General features: G+C 71.6%; 20 protein-coding genes and 1 tRNA gene. 11 read left to right on the plus strand and 10 right to left on the minus strand.

The window, feature by feature from the left end:
• Nucleotides 1-12: 12 nt before the first annotated feature.
• From AC5JJ1_RS04590 to AC5JJ1_RS04605, 4 genes are all read left to right on the plus strand, one after another.
• A complete protein-coding gene (locus AC5JJ1_RS04590) occupies nucleotides 13-180 on the plus strand; it encodes a hypothetical protein (RefSeq protein ID WP_495783934.1) in 168 nt (55 codons plus the stop codon).
• A 27-nt stretch (nucleotides 181-207) separates the two neighbouring features.
• Nucleotides 208-630 carry a class I SAM-dependent methyltransferase gene (locus tag AC5JJ1_RS04595; RefSeq protein ID WP_495783983.1) on the plus strand — a complete coding sequence of 141 codons (423 nt, stop codon included), beginning with the start codon at nucleotides 208-210 and terminating at the stop codon, nucleotides 628-630.
• 329 nt (nucleotides 631-959) lie between these two features.
• Nucleotides 960-2,366, plus strand: coding sequence for a class II fumarate hydratase (locus tag AC5JJ1_RS04600; protein WP_495783935.1), 1,407 nt, complete (start codon nucleotides 960-962; stop codon nucleotides 2,364-2,366).
• Complete coding sequence (locus AC5JJ1_RS04605) at nucleotides 2,359-2,580, plus strand: ribbon-helix-helix domain-containing protein (protein WP_495783936.1); 222 nt, start codon at nucleotides 2,359-2,361, stop codon at nucleotides 2,578-2,580. The genes AC5JJ1_RS04600 and AC5JJ1_RS04605 overlap by 8 nt, the downstream gene beginning before the upstream one ends.
• Nucleotides 2,581-2,783: 203 nt before the next feature.
• Here AC5JJ1_RS04605 and AC5JJ1_RS04610 read toward each other — a convergent pair whose 3' ends face one another.
• The 7 genes from AC5JJ1_RS04610 to AC5JJ1_RS04640 all read right to left on the minus strand — a co-directional run bounded on the left by AC5JJ1_RS04610 (nucleotide 2,784) and on the right by AC5JJ1_RS04640 (nucleotide 10,905).
• Nucleotides 2,784-3,110, minus strand: coding sequence for a hypothetical protein (locus AC5JJ1_RS04610; RefSeq protein ID WP_495783937.1), 327 nt, complete (start codon nucleotides 3,108-3,110; stop codon nucleotides 2,784-2,786).
• Nucleotides 3,111-3,151: 41 nt separating this feature from the next.
• Nucleotides 3,152-4,306, minus strand: coding sequence for an acyl-CoA dehydrogenase family protein (locus tag AC5JJ1_RS04615; protein ID WP_495783938.1), 1,155 nt, complete (start codon nucleotides 4,304-4,306; stop codon nucleotides 3,152-3,154).
• 44 nt (nucleotides 4,307-4,350) lie between these two features.
• A complete protein-coding gene (locus tag AC5JJ1_RS04620) occupies nucleotides 4,351-7,782 on the minus strand; it encodes an indolepyruvate ferredoxin oxidoreductase family protein (protein ID WP_495783939.1) in 3,432 nt (1,143 codons plus the stop codon).
• Between the two features lie 151 nt (nucleotides 7,783-7,933).
• Nucleotides 7,934-9,256: an LLM class flavin-dependent oxidoreductase gene (locus AC5JJ1_RS04625; protein ID WP_495783940.1), complete on the minus strand. Its 1,323-nt coding sequence runs from the start codon at nucleotides 9,254-9,256 to the stop codon at nucleotides 7,934-7,936.
• Nucleotides 9,235-9,708, minus strand: coding sequence for an EVE domain-containing protein (locus AC5JJ1_RS04630; protein ID WP_495783941.1), 474 nt, complete (start codon nucleotides 9,706-9,708; stop codon nucleotides 9,235-9,237). Before AC5JJ1_RS04630 ends, AC5JJ1_RS04625 begins: the two co-directional genes overlap by 22 nt.
• Complete coding sequence (locus AC5JJ1_RS04635) at nucleotides 9,705-10,067, minus strand: VOC family protein (protein WP_495783942.1); 363 nt, start codon at nucleotides 10,065-10,067, stop codon at nucleotides 9,705-9,707. The genes AC5JJ1_RS04630 and AC5JJ1_RS04635 overlap by 4 nt, the downstream gene beginning before the upstream one ends.
• Nucleotides 10,068-10,131: 64 nt before the next feature.
• Nucleotides 10,132-10,905, minus strand: coding sequence for a helix-turn-helix transcriptional regulator (locus AC5JJ1_RS04640; protein WP_495783943.1), 774 nt, complete (start codon nucleotides 10,903-10,905; stop codon nucleotides 10,132-10,134).
• On the opposite strand from AC5JJ1_RS04640, the gene AC5JJ1_RS04645 reads away from it, so the two are divergent.
• The 7 genes from AC5JJ1_RS04645 to AC5JJ1_RS04675 all read left to right on the plus strand — a co-directional run bounded on the left by AC5JJ1_RS04645 (nucleotide 10,867) and on the right by AC5JJ1_RS04675 (nucleotide 16,944).
• Nucleotides 10,867-11,319, plus strand: coding sequence for an Lrp/AsnC family transcriptional regulator (locus tag AC5JJ1_RS04645; RefSeq protein ID WP_495783944.1), 453 nt, complete (start codon nucleotides 10,867-10,869; stop codon nucleotides 11,317-11,319). The genes AC5JJ1_RS04640 and AC5JJ1_RS04645 overlap by 39 nt on opposite strands.
• 58 nt (nucleotides 11,320-11,377) lie before the next feature.
• A complete protein-coding gene (locus tag AC5JJ1_RS04650) occupies nucleotides 11,378-12,355 on the plus strand; it encodes a Bug family tripartite tricarboxylate transporter substrate binding protein (RefSeq protein ID WP_495783945.1) in 978 nt (325 codons plus the stop codon).
• Between the two features lie 292 nt (nucleotides 12,356-12,647).
• Complete coding sequence (locus tag AC5JJ1_RS04655) at nucleotides 12,648-12,887, plus strand: hypothetical protein (RefSeq protein ID WP_495783946.1); 240 nt, start codon at nucleotides 12,648-12,650, stop codon at nucleotides 12,885-12,887.
• Between the two features lie 23 nt (nucleotides 12,888-12,910).
• Nucleotides 12,911-14,335, plus strand: a complete 1,425-nt coding sequence (locus tag AC5JJ1_RS04660; RefSeq protein WP_495783947.1) for a carbohydrate porin — start codon at nucleotides 12,911-12,913, stop codon at nucleotides 14,333-14,335.
• 87 nt (nucleotides 14,336-14,422) lie between these two features.
• A complete protein-coding gene (locus AC5JJ1_RS04665) occupies nucleotides 14,423-15,472 on the plus strand; it encodes a methionine ABC transporter ATP-binding protein (protein WP_495783948.1) in 1,050 nt (349 codons plus the stop codon).
• Nucleotides 15,469-16,131: a methionine ABC transporter permease gene (locus AC5JJ1_RS04670; protein WP_495783949.1), complete on the plus strand. Its 663-nt coding sequence runs from the start codon at nucleotides 15,469-15,471 to the stop codon at nucleotides 16,129-16,131. The genes AC5JJ1_RS04665 and AC5JJ1_RS04670 overlap by 4 nt, the downstream gene beginning before the upstream one ends.
• Before the next feature lie 15 nt (nucleotides 16,132-16,146).
• Nucleotides 16,147-16,944, plus strand: coding sequence for a MetQ/NlpA family ABC transporter substrate-binding protein (locus tag AC5JJ1_RS04675; RefSeq protein WP_495783950.1), 798 nt, complete (start codon nucleotides 16,147-16,149; stop codon nucleotides 16,942-16,944).
• A 4-nt stretch (nucleotides 16,945-16,948) separates the two neighbouring features.
• On the opposite strand, the gene AC5JJ1_RS04680 is transcribed toward AC5JJ1_RS04675, so the two are convergent.
• The 3 genes from AC5JJ1_RS04680 to radC all read right to left on the minus strand — a co-directional run bounded on the left by AC5JJ1_RS04680 (nucleotide 16,949) and on the right by radC (nucleotide 18,726).
• Nucleotides 16,949-17,034, minus strand: a tRNA-Leu gene (locus AC5JJ1_RS04680).
• A gap of 38 nt (nucleotides 17,035-17,072) precedes the next feature.
• Nucleotides 17,073-17,951, minus strand: a complete 879-nt coding sequence (locus tag AC5JJ1_RS04685) for a S1C family serine protease (protein ID WP_495783951.1) — start codon at nucleotides 17,949-17,951, stop codon at nucleotides 17,073-17,075.
• 58 nt (nucleotides 17,952-18,009) lie between these two features.
• Nucleotides 18,010-18,726 carry a RadC family protein gene (radC, locus tag AC5JJ1_RS04690; RefSeq protein ID WP_495783984.1) on the minus strand — a complete coding sequence of 239 codons (717 nt, stop codon included), beginning with the start codon at nucleotides 18,724-18,726 and terminating at the stop codon, nucleotides 18,010-18,012.
• Nucleotides 18,727-18,781: the final 55 nt, after the last annotated feature.

Below are 18,781 nucleotides of genomic sequence, written 5' to 3' on the forward strand. Positions count from 1 at the left end.
GCAGGATCCGATATGATGCCCGATCAGAGCCTTCTCGACACCACCGATGCCGCCGCGACCATCGAGCATGCAATCTGGTCAGGCGGCCCATTGTTGCGCGAGGATCTCAGGCCTTTGCCGACTTTGCCCCATCCTTATCCAGAAGGTTGGACAAGCCATATCGAGTTGGTTCTGCTTTAAAATCTTGCGCGGGTTACGCCTGGGCCGATCCTTGAGGTCGGTCCGTGGCTCGGTCGCTCCACTTCAGCTATTTGCGCAGGCCTCCGCGACCGGGACACCGTGACGCGTCCGGTCTTCGACACGGTGGATTTCGGCATCACATCCGCCGAGGAGTGGAAGGCGATGCTCGGCCTCGATTTCGGGCCGCAGTTCTCACGCCGGGTGGTGGTGGATGCCATCTACCATCCCGGCGGCTCATTGGCCGTCCTCATTGCCAATCTGCGACGCAACAACCTGCTCGAATTCACCACCACCATCACCCGTGGCAACATGCTCGATATGCCATTCAGCCGGCGCTACGGGATGATCTTCTGCGACACCACGCATGACGAGCGGGAAGTCCGCCTTTATCTGCCGCGTATTGCTGAACTTGTCGCCCCAGGTGCCATCTGGTCTTCGACGACGTCGTAACCGAAGAATTCGCCGATCTGATTTGTTCCTACCTGCCTGTTGCCGCCCGCCGCCTCCTGCATGAGGAGGAAAAGTACTCGAAGCAACTGCTCATCAAGCTCCGCTAGAACGAGTTCCGTGGGCCAAGTCGAACACAACCCGCCTTAGCTTGTTGTTCGGCCGAGCAACTACTTCCGATTAAGCCATTCAAGTCGAATGGGGGTGGCCCTAGCAGGCCATACTCACGGGGATGTTGACCGCCAGCGGCGCCGTTCGGGCCGATTGCCGGGTGTGAACCACGTTGGCAGGCGAAGGGGATGTACGGTCCCCGCCGCCAAGGAGACGCCAGCATGGCCGAAACCCGCACCGAGACCGACAGCCTCGGCACCATCGACATCCCTGCCGACCGCTATTGGGGCCCGCAGACCGAGCGGGCGCGCCAGCTCTTCCGCATCGGCACGGAGCATTTCACCCCCGCCCTGATCCGCGCCGTCGGCCTGCACAAATGGGCCTGCGCCGAGGCGAACGGCCGGCTGGGCGAGCTTCCGGCCGAGCTGGTCGGGCCGATCAAGGATGCGGCGCAGGAGATCGTCGATGGCAAGCGGGATGCCGATTTCCCCCTGCCGATCTGGCAGACCGGCTCCGGCACCCAGACCAACATGAACGCCAACGAGGTCATCTCGAACCGCGCCAACGAGATGCTCGGCCAGCCGCTCGGCAGCCGGAAGCCCGTCCACCCCAATGACCACGTCAATCGCGGCCAGTCCTCGAACGACAATTTCCCGACCATGATGCACATCGCCGCCGCCGAGACGGTAGAGGGCCGCCTGCTCCCCGCCCTCGGCCGGCTGCATGCGGCGCTCAACCAGCGCGCGGCGGAATGGGCCGATATCATCAAGGTGGGCCGGACCCACATGATGGATGCGGTGCCGGTGACGCTCGGCCAGGAGGCCGGCGCCTGGGCCCGTCAGGTGGAGCTCGGCCAGGAGCGGCTGCGCGCCACCCTGCCGCGGCTGCTGATGCTGCCCCAGGGCGGCACCGCGGTCGGCACCGGCCTCAACCGCCATCGCGACTTCGACCGCGTCTTCTGCGAGATCGTCGCCGAGCGCACCGGCCTCGCCTTCGCGCCGAACCCGAACAAGTTCGAGGGCATGGGCGCGCATGACGCGCTGGTCGAGTTGCAGGGGGCGATGAACGTCATCGCCGTCTCGCTCAACAAGCTCGGCAACGATGTGCGCCTGCTCGGCAGCGGACCACGCTCCGGCCTCTCCGAGCTGGTCGTGCCGGCGGACGGGCTCTCCTCCTCCATCATGCCGGGCAAGACCAACCCGACCCAGGCGGAGGCGCTGACCATGGTCTGCGCCCAGGTGATGGGCAACTCCACCACCGTCACCATGGCCGGCGCCCAGAGCTTCCTTGAGCTCAACGTCTTCAAGCCGGTGATCATCCATTGCGTGCTGCAATCGGTGACCCTGCTGGCCGATGCGTCCGAGAGCTTCGCCGAGCACATGGTCCTGAAGCTGGAGCCGGCGCGGGAGCGCATCGCCGAGAACCTGGCCAAGTCGCTGATGCTGGTGACAGCGCTCAACCCGCGGATCGGCTACGACAAGGCGGTTGCCATCGGCAAGCTGGCGCTCAAGGAGAACCTGACGCTACGCGACGCCGCCCAGAAGCTGGGCCATGTCAGCCCGGAGGATTTCGACCGCTGGGTCCGGCCGGAGGACATGGTCACCCCCGGCGCGACGCTGGATGGGTGAGGAGAGGCATCTCCGGAAGCGCAGCTTCCAGCTCGCCGGCCACCGGACCTCGGTGGCGCTGGAGGCGGAATTCTGGGCGGTGCTGGAAGCTGTCGCCGCTCGCCAGGAGCGCAGCCTCGCCGCGTTGGTGACGGAGGTCGACGCCGCCCGCGCCGGTACGGAACGGCCGCTGGCGAGCGCCTTGCGGGTCTTTGCCCTGACCCGGAAACCCTAGGACATGTCCGGTTCACACGGGTTCGCCGAAAATGCTCCGGGCTGTTGTTTCCAAGCCGGATGCACGCCTGCGGACGAGGCCGTCCTGCGGCGGCCTGCCCCAGCGCGGTTTCCCGTCGCGCCGGCCCCTACAGGCCGCTCCAACCTCCCGGTGGGGTAGGCCGGTCACTCCGGTCAGGTGGTTCCACCTGGCCTGCCTTCGCCCTACCGCGTCCGTGCCGGCGCCGAGACGCCGCCCGCTCCCCCGCCGCCACCGCCGAGCGTCGCCGCCAGCACACCCGCGGCGATGCCGAGCGGCACGCTGACCAGCAGCGAGGTTGCATCCGTCTCGGCCGGGCGGGGTGCCGGCAGCGCCCGGTCGCTGATCGCCCGCCGCGGCCGCCGCGGCAGGCCGGGCGAGGCGATGGCCGCCGCGCCCCGTGCCGGCACGATGACGGAGGCCTCGGCCGGCACCACCACCGCACGCTGCTGCGCCGCCGCTGGCCAGGCCAGGAGGATCAGCAGCAGCGGCAGGAGAAAGCGCGATATCATTCCGAAAATGTACCTAAGCCGCCTCGCCTCCGGCAAGCCGCTTATCGCCGGCCGAGCATCGAGCGGGCGATGATCAGCCGCATCACTTCGTTCGTACCCTCGAGGATGCGGTGGACGCGGAGGTCGCGGACGATCTTCTCGATCCCGTATTCCGCAAGATACCCGTAGCCGCCGAGCAGCTGCAGCGCGTCGTCGGCCACCTTGTGGCAGCTATCGGTGACGAAGCGCTTGGCCATGGCGCAGAAGGCGCCGGCATCGGGCGCCTTGGCGTCCAGCTTGCCGCAGGCGCGCCAGAGCAGCGTCCGGCTCGCCTCCAGCTCCGTCCGCATGTCGGCGAGGCGGAACTGCGTGTTCTGGAAATCGGCGATCGCCCTGCCGAAGGCCTGCCGCTCCTGGACATAGGCCAGGGCCTTGTCGAGCGCTGCCTGCGCCCCGCCGAGCGAGCAGGCGGCGATGTTCAGCCGCCCCCCATCCAGCCCCGCCATGGCGAAGCGGAAGCCCTGGCCCTCCTCGCCGAGCAGGGCCGAGGCCTGCACCCGTGCGCCGTCGAAGATCAGCTGCCGGGTCGGCTGGGCGTTCCAGCCCATCTTCTTTTCATTGGCCCCGAAGGAGAGGCCCGGCGTGGTCTTCGGGATCAGCAGCGCGGAGACGCCGCCCGGCCCCTCGCCCCCCGTCCGCACCATGGTGAGGTAGAGGTCGGACTCGCCGGCGCCGGAGATGAACTGCTTCGTCCCGTCGAGGATATAGTGGTCGCCCTCCCGCCGCGCCCGGGTCCGCAGCGCCGCGGCGTCGGAGCCGGAGCCGGGCTCGGTCAGCGCATAGCTGGCGACGAGGCGCATCGGGATCAGCTCCGGCAGCCAGCGGCTGCGCTGGGCGTCGTTGCCGAAGCGGTCGATCATCCAGGCGACCATGTTGTGGATGGAGAGATAGGCCGAGACGGTGGGGCAGCCCATCGCCAGCGCCTCGAACACCACCGCGGCGTCGAGCCGGCTGAGCCCGGCCCCGCCGCTCTCCTCGCGCACATAGAGCGCCGCCATGCCGAGCGCGGCGGCGGCGCGCATCTCTTCCACCGGGAAGTGCCGTGCCTGGTCCCATTCCAGCGCCCGCGGGGCGAGGGTGTCCATGGCGAAGCCGAACGCCGTCTCGCGGAGCTCTCGCGTCGCCTCGGGCAGTTCGAAGGCCTGGTCGGGCAGCATGGTCGTCCTCCGGATGCCGTCTCTGCAGCTTGGGCGGATGTAGCCTATTCTGCCGCCATCGCCACCACCGGCTGCGCGACCGCCGCCTCCAGCTCCGCCATCCGCGCCCGCGCCGCCGCGGCGTTGCGGGCCTTGATATGGCCGTAGCCCTTGATGCCCGCCGCCGCCTCGGCCCAGTCGCAGATGCGCGCATGGGTCTCGGGCGAGAGCAGCGCCAGTAGCCGCTCCACGCCGGCGCGGTACTCGCCGGGCAGGGCGCGCTCCATCCGCCGCTCCTCGGTGCGGCCGAAGGGGTCGAGCGGCGTGCCGCGCAGCAGCTTGCCGTGGCGCAGCAGGCGCATGGCCGAGAGCATCCAAGGACCGAAGGCCATCTTGCGGGGCTGGCCCGTCACCGGGTCGGTCTTGGCGAGGATCGGCGGCGCCAGGTTCAGCTCCACCCGCTGCGTGCCGGTGAAGTGGCTGGCGAGATGCGCCTGCCATTCCGGCAGGTTGTGCAGGCGAGCGACCTCGTACTCGTCCTTGTAGGCCATCAGCCGGTAGAGCTGGGTGGCGACGGCGCGGGTCAGCCGCTCCTCGCCCGGCACCGCGCGCGCCTCGGCGGCACGGACCTTGGCCACAAAAGCCTCATAGCCGCGCGCGTAGCCGGCGCTCTGATAGGCCGTCAGCTCCGCAGTGCGGCGGGCGACGAGCGCGTCGAGCGTCTCGTCCTCCGGCGCCACCGGGGCGGGCGGGGCGAGCGCCGCGGCACGGCCGAGGGCGAAGGCGGCCTTGTTGCGCTCGATCTGGGCGCCATTCAGCTCCAGCGCCCGGTCGATCGCCTCGGCCGAGAGCGGCACCAGCCCGCGCTGGAAGGCGATGCCGAGCAGCCAGACATTGAGGTAGATGAGGTCGCCGAAGGCCTCCTCCACCGCATGCACGCCGGGCACCGCCACCACCTCGCGGCAGGCGCCCTGGATGCTCGCCAGCATGCCGGCGCGGTCGTACTTCGTGCTCGTGTCCTTCACGAACTGCGCCGTCGGCTGCAGGTCGGCATTCAGCACGGCGACGGTGCGCCCGGCGCCGAGCAGCGGCCGCGCCGTCCGCCCATGCGCCACGACCATGTCGGCCGAGAGCAGCAGGTCGGTCTGGCCCATGCCGATGCGCGGCGCCTCGATCGTCTCCGGCGCCGCGCCGGCTCGGCCGATGCGGAGCTGGGCGAAGACGCCGCCGCCCTTCTGCGCGAGACCCAGCATGTCGACCGAGCGGCTTGGCCGGCCTTCGAGATGCGCCGCCATGCCGAGGATGGCCGAGAGCGCCGTCACCCCCTGCCCGCCGACGCCGGCGAGCAGGATGTTCCAGGCCGGCTCGCCCGCGCGGGGCTCCGGCACCACCGGCTCCGCCAGCGCCTCGCCCGGCTTCGGCACCGGCTTCTTCACTGGCTCCGCCCCGACCAGCGTGACGAAGGAGGGGCAGAAGCCCTCGACGCAGGAGAGGTCCTGGTTGCAGGCGCTCTGGTCGATCTGGCGCCTGCGGCCGAACTCGGTCTCGATCGGCTCGACGGCGAGGCAGTTGGAGGTGCGGGAGCAGTCGCCGCAATCCTCGCAGACGCGCGGGTTGATCGCCACGCGCTTCAGCGCCACGGCCTGGGTGCCGCGCTTGCGCTTGCGCCGCCGCTCCGTCGCGCATTGCTGGTCGTAGATCAGGACGGAGACGCCGGGGATCTCGCGCAGCTCGCGCTGCACCGAATCCAGCTCGCTGCGGTGGCGGTAGGCGATACCCTTCGGCATGCGCGGGTCGTCCTGGTGCCGCTCCGGGTCGTCGGAGACGAGGACGATCTTCTGCACGCCCTCGGCCGCCATCTGCGCCGCGATCTCCGGCACGCCGAGCTCGCCCTCCGGCGTCTGCCCGCCGGTCATGGCGACGGCGCTGTTCACCAGGATCTTGTAGGTGATGTTCGCCCCCGCCGCGAGCGCCTGGCGGATGGCGAGGCTCCCCGAATGAGCATAGGTGCCGTCGCCGAGATTGGCGAACATGTGCTTCTCGCTGACGAAGGGTGCCATGCCGAGCCAGGGCATGCCCTCGCCGCCCATATGGGTCAGCAGGTCCGTGTTGCGGTCCATGTAGATCGCCAGCGTGTGGCAGCCGATGCCGGCCATGGCATGGCTGCCCTCGGGGACCTTGGTGCTCGTGTTGTGCGGGCAGCCCGGGCAGAAATGCGGCGCGCGGTCATGAACCGGCGCCAGGGCGAGGTTGGCCAGCTCGTCGAGCTGGGCGATGCGCGCGGCCAGCTGCTCGGTCCGCAGCGCCTGCGGCAGCCGGGCATAGAGCGCCCGCAGCACCGCGCCGGTATCGAGCTCCAGCAGGTCGGAGAGCAGGCGCCGGCCCTGCTCGTCCGTCTTGCCGGTGATCCGCGGCCGCTGGACCTCGTGATAGAGCGCGTCGCGCAGCTGCGGCTCGAGCACCGGGCGGCGGTCCTCGACCACCAGCACCTCCTCGAGGCCCCGCGCGAAGTCCCGTGCCGCCTCAGCATCCAGCGGCCAGGCGAGGCCGACCTTCCAAATGCGCAAGCCCGCCATGCGCGCCAGTTCATCGGTGATGCCGGCATCGCGCAGCGCCTGGCGCAGCGTGGCATAGGCCTTGCCGCGGGCGGCGATGCCGAAGCGCGCCTGCGGGCTGTCGACGACGATGGGGTTCAGCCCGTTCGCCCGGGCGAAGGCGATGGCCGCCGGCAGCTTCACCTGGCGCAGGCGCTGTTCCTGCGGGATGGCATGGTCGCGCAGGCGGATATGCACGCCATCCGGCGGGAAGGCGAAGTCCGGCGCGACGCTCGCATAGGCGGCCGGATCGACCAGGACGGAGGCCGCGCCGTCCATCGTCTCGGCCACGCATTTCATGCCGACCCAGAGGCCGGCGAAGCGCGACATGTCGATCGCCTTCAGCCCGTAGTCGAGAACCTCATGGACGCCGGCCGGGTCGAGCACCGGCATCTCGACATCCATGAAGCTGAACTCGCAGCCCGAGGTGATGGTCGACGACTTGCAGGTGGGGTCGTCGCCGGCCAGCGCCAGCACGCCGCCCTTCGGCGCGGTGCCGGCGCTGTTGGCATGCCGCAGCACGTCGCCGGAGCGGTCGACGCCCGGCCCCTTGCCGTACCAGATGCCGAAGACGCCATCGACCGTCTGGTTGCCGTAGAGCGCCACCTGCTGGCTGCCCCAGACCGCGGTCGCCGCCAGGTCCTCGTTCAGCCCGGGGCGGACGGTAATGTTGGCCTCGGCCAGGCGCTTCGCCTGCTTCATCAGCTGCAGGTCGTAGGTGCCGAGCGGGGAGCCGCGATAGCCGCTGATATAGCCGCCGGTGTTCCAGCCCATCGCGCGGTCGAGCTGGTGGCGCACCAGCGGCAGCCGGACCAGCGCCTGGATGCCGGTCAGCAGCAGGGTCTCGCCTGACTTGTCCCAGCGGTCGTCGAGGGTCGCTTCGGGGCGTAGGATGCTGCCCATGGTCCGTCTCCCGCGTCGTTGACCCGAAATGTCGGGCTGCCGGGCCACCGGGGCAATCCCCCGGGCCCAGCCTTTCAGCGTGGAAGAATGAGCCGCTTTTGTCGGGGTTTCTTTCCGTTCTTCATGCTGCATCGCCGAAGATGCAGAAGGATCATCCGCGCTGGGCGGCCGCCGGGTGGGGTAGAGCGAGCCGTGGGCCGGCGCCAAACAGCTTCTCCCGGTAGGTCCCCGGCGCATAGCCGCGCTTGTAGGCCCCGCGCTCCTGCAATTCGGGCACGAGCAGCTCGACCACCGCCTCCAGCCCCTCCGGCATCACGGTCCGCGCGAGGTTGAAGCCATCGACATCCGCCGCCTCGGCGAAGCCGATCAGCGCCTCCGCCACCTCCCCGGCACTGCCCAGGATCGGCCGCTGCCGGCTGCCCAGGACGAACTGGTCGATCAGGTGCCGCTTGGTCCAGCCCGGGCCGAAGACCCGCCGCATAGCCTCGACATTGGAGCTGATGGCATCCGTTGCGGCGACCTCGATGGGCTCGTCGATGCCGAAGCGGTCGAAATCGATGCCGAGCGAGGCCGCGGCATGGGCCAGCGCGCCCTCGACGCTGGCATGGCTCCGGTACTCGGCCAGCAGCTCCTCCGCCTCCGCCCGGGTCCGCCCCACGATCACCGTGGCCCCGGCGAAGATGCGGATCGGCCGCGGCGCAGCCTGCCCCCGGAGGTCGGCGGTGATGCGGGCTATATCCGCCGGCCGGCCGAAATTGACGAAGACGCATTCCGCATGCCGGGCGGCGAAGGCCCGCCCCCGGTCCGAGGCGCCGGCCTGGTAGAGCACCGGCGTCCGCTGCGGCGAGGGCTCGACCAGGAAGGGCCCGCCGCCTGCCACGTCCCGCACCCGGGCCGGGTCGGCATAGACGCCCGCCGTCCGGTCGCGCACCACCGCGTCATCTGCCCAGGAGCCTTCCCAAAGTGCGTAGACGCGGTCCATGAAGGCCTCGGCCGCATCGTAGCGGTCGTCATGCGCCAGCTGCTTCTGCAGCCCCATGGAACGCGCCGCGCTGTCCAGGTAGCCGGTGACGATGTTCCAGCCGATTCGCCCGGCGGTCAGGTGATCGAGCGTCCCCATCCGCCGGGCGAAGAGCGGCGCCGCCTCGTAGCTGAGGTTGCAGGTGACGCCGAAGCCGAGATGGGTCGTCGCCGCCGCCATGGCCGGCACCAGCATCAGCGGGTCGAGCAGCGGGATCTGCACGGCATTGCGGATGGCCGCATCCGGCCGCCCGCCCAGCACGTCGTAGACGCCGACCACATCGGCCAGGAACAGCCCGTCGAAGAGGCCCCGCTCCAGCGTCCGGGCCAGGCCCATCCAGTAGCTGAGCCTCGTGTAATCCACCGAGCGGTCGCGCGGATGGGTCCACATCCCGTGCTGGATATGGCCCACGCAGGCCATGTCGAAGGCGTTCAGGCGGAGTTCTCGCGGCATGGCGCCAGGGTCCCATGCCCGTCCCCCGTCGCCAAGCCGGCAGCCATGGCCCCGAGGATCAGGGCGAAATCCTCCGGCGCGATCGCCAGCAGGCCGAAGCGGAGCGCCCGGCCCCAGTTCCTCCGCCCCGCCGCGAAGCCGAGCCGCGGCAGCAGCGGCGCGATCGGCACCCCCGCCAGCGCCTGCCAGTCCACCCGCCGCCGCCAGGGCCGGAAGCCGCCACCCATGTCGAAGGGAAAGGGCTCCCCCTCGGCGACGATGCCCGCCGCGGTGAGGGTCCGGTATGGCTGCCCGCGGCCGAATCCGACGGAGGGCGAGTAGCAGGCAACGCCATCCCCCGGCGCGATCCGGCGCAGCGGCCCTGGCTTGCCATGGCAGACCTGCAGGAAGCCGCCCTCGCGCCCGCGTCGCACATGCTCAGCGCAGGCGACGGCGATCCAGGCCCGCCTCATGGCGCGGCCGGGGCGAAGACGCGCAGCCGGCGGCCATCCGGGTCGAGGGCGACGAAGCTGCGGCCGAAGTCGAGGTCGGTCGGGGGCTGCGCCATGGCGAGGCCGCGGGCTGCCCAGGCGGCATGGACCGCATCCACATCCGCCGCCGTGAAGGCGAGCTCGGTGCCGCCCCCGCCCGCCGCCGCCGCGGGCGTGACGGAGGGCCGGGACCAGAGGCCAAGGCCGAGGCCGGGCGCCAGCGGAACCATGGCGAAGCCGGGCGACGCCTCCGACGGCTCCCGGCCGAGGAGGCCGGCATAGAAGGCCGCGCTGGCGAGCGGACTGTCGACATAAAGGATAACAAGGCTGAACTCGGGCATCGGGCGGGTCTCCGTCTGGCCCGGCCTTCCTGCGCCCCTGTCGTGTCGGATTCCGGCAACAAGCTCAGCCGTCGATCCCTTCCGCCGCGCGCCAGTCCGCCAGCAGCACCCGCCGCCGCCGCGGCAGCCGCTCCGCCAACGGTGCCGCCTCGGCGATGCGGTCGAGGCGGAAATGCCGGAAGTCCCGCCGCAGCTCGCACCAGGCGACCATGACCTCCGCCGCCTCGAAGAAGCCGATGGCGACCGACCAGACCACCCGGTCGGACCCCTCGCCGCGCTTGTCCGTGTAGCGCAACCGCAGCTTCCGCTCGGCCTGCATCGCCCCGCGCAGCACCGCCAGATGCGGCGTGCCGGCCCCCGGCCCGGCCAGCAAGCCGCTGCCCTCGGCCGCCTCGGCCAGCTCCTCCGGCAGCACGGCGACGATCTTGGCGAGCGCATCCTCGGCCGCCCGCTCCAGCGCCGCATCCCCCCGCCGGGCCGCGAGCCGCAGGCCGAGGATCAGCGCATCCAGCTCCGCCTCGGTGAACATGAGCGGCGGCAGGGTGAAGCCGGGCCGCAGCACGTAGCCGAGCCCCGCCTCCCCCTCGATCGGCGCACCCTGGGCCACCAGCGTGGCGACGTCCCGGTAGATGGTGCGCAGCGAGACGCCGAGCTCCCGCGCCAGCTCCGCCGCCGGGACCGGCCGCCGGCGGCGCCGCAGGGCCTGGAGCAGGTCGAGCAGGCGCGCCGATCGGGACAGGGGATGCGCTCCTCGGGCGGGGGCCTGGATCGGCCGCCGGCTGCGCGCATAGCATGGCGCATGGACGCCATCGACCGCCGCATCCTCCGTGCCCTCCACCGCAATGCCCGCCTCACCAATGCCGAGCTGGCCGAGGAGGTCGGCCTCTCCCCCTCCCCCTGCTGGACGCGGGTGAAGCGGCTGGAACAGGCCGGCGTCATCAAGGGCTATGTGGCGATCCTCGACCAGGCGGCGCTCGGCCTGCCGGATACCGTCATCATCGAGGTGATGATGGAGCGGCACGACGAGGACAGCCTCCGCCGCTTCGAGCAGGCGGTGACCGACATGCCGGAGGTGGTGGAGGCCTGGCTCGTCACCGGCGAGTACGACTACGTCATCAAGGTGACGGTCGGCGGCACGGCTGGCTATGAGCGGCTGCTGCGGGAGAAGCTCTACCGCCTGCCCGGCGTGCGCCATACCCGCAGCAGCTTCACCCTCCGCAACCTGAAGCAGATCTGGACCCCCGCCCCCTGAGCTTGGCGCCGGCCGCCCGGGTGCTACCCTCGCGCCCAACAAGCCCGGGGAAACGACCATGCCGACGCGCCGCCACCTGCTGCTCGCCACCCCTGCCCTGCTGGCGGCGACGGCGCCGAGGCGGGCCATGGCCCAGGCTGCCTTCGACCACACCATCCGCGTCATCGTCCCCTTCGCCCCGGGCGGCACCAGCGACATCCTCGCCCGCATCCTGGCGCCGGAGCTGACGAAGCAGCTCGGCCAGCCCGTTGTCGTGGAGAACCGGCCGGGCGCCGCCGGCAACCTGGGCGCCGATGCGGTGGCCAAGGCGGCGCCGGACGGCCACACCATCCTGCTGATCGATGCCGGCATCCTGGCGACGGCGCCGAGCCTCTTCACCCGCCTGCCCTTCGATGTCCGGCGCGACCTGGCGCCGGCGACCATGCTGATCTACGCGCCCTACATCCTCGCCGTGCATCCGACCTTGCCGGCGAAGGACGCGGCGGAGCTCACCGCCTATGCCAAGGCGAACCCCGCCCGCGTGAACGTCGCCCATTCCGGCATCGGCGCCGCCAACCACCTGACCGCGCTGATGCTGACCCAGGCCTGGGGCACAGAGCCGGTCTTCGTCCCCTATCGCGGCGGCGCCGCGGCGCTCGCGGCGGCGGCGAGCGGCGAGGCGAATCTCATCGTCAACGGCGCGACGGCGACGCAGCCCTTCGTGCAGAACGGCACGCTGCGCGGCATCGCCGTCTCCGGCGCGCATCGCCTCGCCGCCTTCCCGGCGCTGCCAACCTTCCGCGAGCTCGGCTGGCCGGCCGTCGACAGCGGCACCTGGCAGGGCGTGCTGCTGCCCGGCGGCACGCCCCAGCCGATGATCGCCCGCTGGGACGAGGTGCTGCGCGCCGTCCTCGCCCAGCCGGAGGTGGCGCGGCGCATCGGCGATCTCGGCGGCGAGGTCCGCGCCGAGGGTCCCGCCGCCTTCCGCAGCTGGCTCGAGGGCGAGACCCAGGGCTGGGGCGCCATCATCCGCGCCAACAACCTCAAGCTCGATTGAGGGCCAACGCGACCGTACCCGCTGCGATACCGGTGTTGAACTCGGGCGCCGGGGGCTGTATGGCCCCTGTCGCCGCCGCGGGGCCTCCCGCCGGCAACCCGACGACAGAGAGACAGATGGACCCCCACCCTAGGCGTGGCACTGCCCCGCTCGCCCCCGCGGCGACGGATGCGGTGCCGCCCGCAACGGCGAGACCCGCCCCTGGCCCGGCGCCAGGCGAGGCGGGAGGCGCGGCCTAGGCGGCGCCTCCCGCCTCGCCTCCGCCCGGCCCCGGGCAGGATGGAGACGAGCGATGGCGAATGGCGCGATCACCCGCGAGGCGGCCCCGGTCACCGGCACCCCTGGCACCACCCTGGCCGAGGCCCGTGATGTTCTGGTGAAACGGCACGAGGCGGCCGAGCACCCCGCCATCCCGGCGGCCGTCCTGGCCCTGGGCGATGGCGAGGCCGCGCCGGCATCCTGGAACCCCTGGGCCGGCGTCGTGGCCACCCGCCTCTGCCGCGTCGCCCTCGCCCTGCCGAAGGCGGCGTAACCGCCCGCCAGGACTGCCCCGCGATGCGATCGCTGCCCGGCCTCACCCCGCTCCGCGCCCTGCGCGGGGCCCTCGCTGGGGCGGCTTTCGCCGTCATCCCTTGGACCCTCCTCGCCGGCCAGGCCGCGGCGCAGGGCTACGGCAGCGCGGCCGTCGCCAATGTCGGCCCGCCCGAGGCGGCGCTCTTCCCCGACCTCGCCGCCCTGCAAGACCGGCTGGAGGAGCAGGGCTGGCTGTTGCGCGGCCAGGCCACCTTCGTCCTGCAGGGCAACACGCGCTTCAACTCGCCCTATCGCGGCGCGGGCAGCCTGAGCCCGGCGCCGAATGCGCGGAACACGCTATCGACCGACCTCGTCCTCGGCCGCCGGCTCTGGCGTGGGGCGGAGGTGATCGTAGATGCCTCGGTGACGCGCGGCTTCGGCCTGTCCAACTCGACGGGCGCCGCCGCCTTCCCGAACAACGAGGCCTTCCGCCTCGGCTCCACCGAGCCGACCTTCTTCGTCCCCCGCGCCTTCCTGCGCCAGACCATCGCCCTCTCCGGCGACACCGTGCCGGATGACGAGGACCCGCTGCGCTTCAACGGGCCGATGCCGCGGGAGCGGCTGACCATCACGGTCGGGAAATTCTCGGTCTGGGACATCTTCGACGACAACCTCTACGCCCATGACGCGCGCACCCAGTTCCTCAACTGGGCGCTGGTCGGCGCCGGCGCCTTCGACTTCTCGGCCGATGCGCGGGGCTGGACCTATGGCGCCGCCCTTGAGTGGGAGAACGGGACCTGGGCCGTCCGTGCCGGCGCCTTCCAGGTGGCGCGGCGGGCCAACGGGCTGTTCATGGACCCGTCCATCACCCGCGCCTGGCAGGTGATCGGCCAGCTGGACCGATTCTACGAGATCGGCGGCCGGGCCGGCGCGGTGCGGCTGCTCTACGGCGCCTCCCGCACCCGGCAATCGACCTGGGGCGAGCTCTTCGCCAACGGCTTCGAAACCTTCGACAAGAACCCCTCCGGCTACCGGCTGAAGCAGATGGTGGCGCTCAACATGGAGCAGGCGCTGACCGACGACCTCGGCGCCTTCCTCCGCCTGTCCTGGAACGATGGCCGGACGCAGAACTGGATGTTCACCGAGATGGACCGCGCCATCTCCGCCGGCCTCTCGCTGCGCGGCGACCGCTGGGGGCGGCCGGCGGACACGATCGGGCTCGGCACCAATATCGGCTGGATCTCGGCCGGGCGGCGGCAATACCTGGAGGCGGGCGGCATCGGCTTCATCACCGGCGACGGGCGGCTGAACTACTCGCCGGAACTGGCGACGGAAATCTATTACGACGCGCGCATCGCCCCCGGCCTCACCATGGCGCTCGACTACCAGCTCATCGCCAACCCGGCCTACAACGCCGATCGCGGGCCGGTGAACGTCTTCTCGCTCAGGACCCGCATTGCCTTCTGAGCCCGCCCCAGGGCGATGGCTGATCTGCGCATTAAGCAGGTGGTAATGGTCGGCGATCCGGCTCATACCACGATGATCATGCGTGACATGCCCGCCCTTCAGGCCGACGAGCCCGCCATCCGCCTCGCCGGCCTCAGCAAGCGCTTCGCCGCGGGCGGGACGCTGGCGCTGGCCGATGTCTCGCTCGAGGTGCGGAGCGGCGAGATCTTCGGCATCGTCGGCCGCTCCGGCGCCGGCAAGTCGACCCTGGTGCGCACCGTCAACCTGCTGGAGCGGCCGGATGCCGGCGCCGTCACCGTGCTCGGCCAGGACCTGCTCGGCCTCGATGCCGCGGCGCTGCGGGCGGCCCGGCGTGACATCGGCATGGTCTTCCAGCACTTCAACCTGCACCACCGGCGGACAGTGGCCGAGAACATCGCCTTCCCGCTCGAGATCGCGGGCATCCCCCGCGCCGAGCGCGCCGCCCGCGTCGCCGAGCTGCTGCCCCTCGTCGGGCTGGAGGCGAAGCGGGATGCCTACCCGGCCCAGCTCTCGGGCGGGCAGAAGCAGCGCGTCGGCATCGCTCGCGCTTTGGCCAGCCGCCCGCGCATCCTGCTCTGCGACGAGGCGACCAGCGCGCTCGACCCGGAGACGACGGCCGAGATCCTCGCCCTCATCCGCGACCTGCGCGACCGGCTCCAGCTCACCGTGCTGCTCATCACTCATGAGATGGCGGTGGTGAAGTCGATCTGCGACCGGGTGGCGGTGATGGAGGCCGGGCGCGTCATCGAGCAGGGGCCGGTGCTGGAGGTCTTCATCCGGCCGCGGCAGGAGACGACGCGGCGCTTCGTCGCCGAGGTGATCGGCCATGGCGTGCCCCCTGGGACGCTCGCCCGCCTGCCGAGCCCCCGGCCGGGCGAGGTGCGGCGGCTGGTGCAGGTGCTCTTCCTCGGCCCGCACAGCACCCGCGCCGTCATCAGCGAGGCGAGCCGGGAATTCGGCATCGACCTCGACATCGCCGCCGGCCGCATCGACAGCATCGCGGGCGAGCCCTTCGGCGTCATGGCGCTCGCCGCCTATGGGCCGGCCGAGGCGATGGAGGCGGCCTTCGCCTGGATGCGGGGCTTAGGGCTCGTCATCGAGGAGATCGCGCCATGAGCTGGCTCACCCCCATGATGCAGGACCTGCTGCTGGAGGCGCTCGGCCAGACCCTCGTCATGGTCGGCGTCAGCACGGTGCTCGCCATCGCCTTCGGCCTGCCGCTCGCCCTGCTGCTGCAGGTGACCGGGCCGGGCGGGCTCTCGCCGCTGCCCTGGCTGAACCGGCCGCTCGGCCTCGTCGTCAATGCGGCGCGCTCGACGCCCTTCATCATCCTGATGGTCGCCATCGTGCCCTTCACCCGCCTCGTCGCCGGCACCTCCATCGGCACCGGAGCCGCGATCGTGCCGCTGGCGCTGGCCGCGACGGCCTTCCTCGCCCGGCTCTTCGAGAATGCGCTGCGCGAGGTCGATCCCGGCGTCGTCGAGGCGGCGCAGGCCATAGGCGCCTCGCGCGGCCAGATCGTCTGGAAGGTGCTGGTGCCGGAGGCGCTGCCGGGGCTGGTTGCCGCCGTCACCGTGGCGCTGGTCTCGCTGGTCGGCTTCTCCGCCATGGCGGGGGCGATCGGCGGCGGCGGGCTCGGCGATCTCGGCATCCGCTTCGGCTACCAGCGCTTCATGCCGGAGGTGATGGCGAGCGTCGTCCTCATCCTCATCCTGCTGGTGCAGGGCCTGCAGTCCATCGGGGATTGGCTGGTCCGGCGCCTCTCCCATCGCTGACGGAGTGAACCCCGCATGATCCGCCGCCGCCCGCTGCTGCTCGCCGCCCTCGCCGCCCCGTCGCTTGCTTACGCGCAGGAGATCGGCAGCACTGCCCGCCCCATCCGCATCGGCGCGACGGCCGGACCGCATGCCCAGGTGCTGGAGAAGGTGCGCGAGATCGCCGCGCGCGACGGGCTCGCGCTGCGGATCACCGAGTTCCAGGACTACATCCAGCCGAATGCGGCGCTGGCGGCGGGCGACCTCGATGCCAACAGCTACCAGCACCAGCCCTTCCTCGACCAGCAGGTGAAGGATCGTGGCCTGGCGCTGGTCGGCGTCGGCAAGACGCTGATCTTCCCGCTCGGCGTCTATTCGCGGCGGATCAAGGCGCTGGCGGAGCTGCCGCAGGGCGGGCGCGTCGCCATCCCGAACGACCCGACCAATGGCGGCCGCGCCCTGGTGCTGCTGGCCTCCAAGGGCGCCTTCGGCCTGCGCCCGGGCAGCGACTTCCGCGCGACGGTCGCCGACATCACCGAGAACCCGCGCCGCCTGCGCATCGTCGAGCTCGAGGCTGCGCAGCTGCCGCGCGTGCTGCCGGAGGTCGATGCGGCGGCGATCAACACGAACTTCGCCGTCCCCGCCGGGCTCAACCCGGTGAAGGACGCCATCGCCCTCGAGAGCGGCGATAGCCCCTATGCCAACCTGATCGTCGTCCGCAGGCAGGACCAGGCGGCGCCCTGGGTGCGGCGGCTGGTCGCCGCCTACCAGACGCAGGAGGTGAAGGACTTCGTCGCCGCCACCTTCCAGGGCTCGGTCGTCCCGGCCTTCTGAGGGCTGGTAGGGGCGGCGGGATTCGAACCCGCACGGGCTCGCGCCCGAGGGATTTTAAGTCCCTTCCGGCTACCGTTTCGGCACGCCCCCGCCTGCCACGAGACTAGCACGCGGCAGGCGCGCCGCCATCACCGCATGCAGCGGAGGAAGACGGTGGAGGGATGGGCGACCTCCCCCACCTCGGCCGCGCTGCGCAGCGCGGAGCCGGTGGTCGGCGCCAGCCGTGGCTGGATGCCGTTGCGGCGGAGGAAATCCACCGCCTCGCTGCCCTTCACCGCGAAATTGACGTTCTGCGGGATGTCGCCGGTGCTCTGGGCGATGCGCTGGGCATTCAGCTTGGATACGACGACGCCCATCACGTTGCCGCCGAGGTCAAGCAGCGGCCCGCCCGAATTGCCTGGCTGCACCGGGGCACTGATCTGGAACTGCCCCTGGTTGTCGCGCAGCCCAGCCAAGGCCGAGACCTCGCCCGTCGTCAGCGTCGGGCCGGAGGAGAGCAGCCCCGCCAGCGGGAAGCCATAGGTGACGACCCCCTCGCCGCGCCGAATCTCGGGCCCGCTGCGGAAGCTGAGCACCGGGCCGGGGTCGCCGCCCTGCACCGTCAGCAGGGCGAGGTCCCGCTGCTCGTCCTTGGCGCCGACGCGGGCGGTGAGCTCCGCCCCAGTCGAGGTGCGGACGCGCATCTCCGTGCACTCCCGCGCCACATGATGGTTGGTGAGGATGCGCGACGGCGCGACCACGAAGCCGGTGCCGGAGGAGATGGCCCGCGGCCCGCCCGGCGCCGCGCCGAAGGGCCCGCTGCCCGGCGGCAGGGGCGGCGGCTTGACACCCGGCACCGCGGCCATGGCGGGGCCCTGCGGCGTGGGCGAGGCACCCAGCGGCGGCGGCTTGCCGCCCGGTGCCGCGCCCGGCTCCGCCCCGAGGGGCGGCGGCTTGCCCTGCGACCAGGCCGGGCCGGGCCCGGCCGCGATCAGGCAGATTGCAACGGGCAGCACGAGCTTGCGCATTGGGCGAGCCTGCCGCCGGCCAGTGGTTCGGGTCAACATCACAACAGCTACGCCTCGCTCACGCTCCGAGCAGCCCCTCCCGCCGCAGGGAGAGCCGGCGCCCGTTGCCGATGATCAGATGGTCATGCAGGTGGATGTCGAAAACGGCAGCCGCGGCCTTTACCTCCGCCGTCATCTGCAGGTCGGCGCGCGACGGCGTCGGATCGCCCGAGGGGTGGTTGTGGACCAGGATCAGCGCCGTCGCCTGCAGCTCGAGCGCCCGCCGCACCACCTCCCGCGGATAGACCGGCGTGTGGTTCACCGTGCCGCGGCCGAGGACCTCATCGGCGATCAGCCGGTTGCGGGCATCGAGGAAGAGCGCATGCACCTCCTCGACCCGCGCCCGGGCCAGGCTGGCGGCGAGGTAGTCCAGCAGCCGGTCCCAGGAGTCGAGCAGCGGCCGGTCCACCAGCTCGGCCCGCGCCAGGCGCAGGGCCGCCGCCTGCACCGTCTTCAGCGCGGCGGCGCCGGCCTCCTTCACGCCCTCCACCTGGCAGAGCTCCACGGCGGGGGCGGCGATGGCATTGGCGAAGCTGCCGAAGCGGGCGATCAGGGCGCGGGCGACCGGCTTGGTGTCCTGCCGCGGCAGGGCGAGGAAGAGCACCATCTCCAGCAGCTCGTAATCGGCCAGCGCCTCGGGCCCGCCGGTCAGCAGGCGCTGGCGCATGCGGGGGCGGTGGCCGAGATGGCCGGGCGGCGGCTCCGGCATCCCGAGCGGCAGGGCCGGCATCCCCATATCGGCGAAGCCCTTCGCTTTCCCGCCCCTCGGCATCCCTCGTCCCCGATGGTCG

The organism is Belnapia sp., assembly GCF_059504005.1.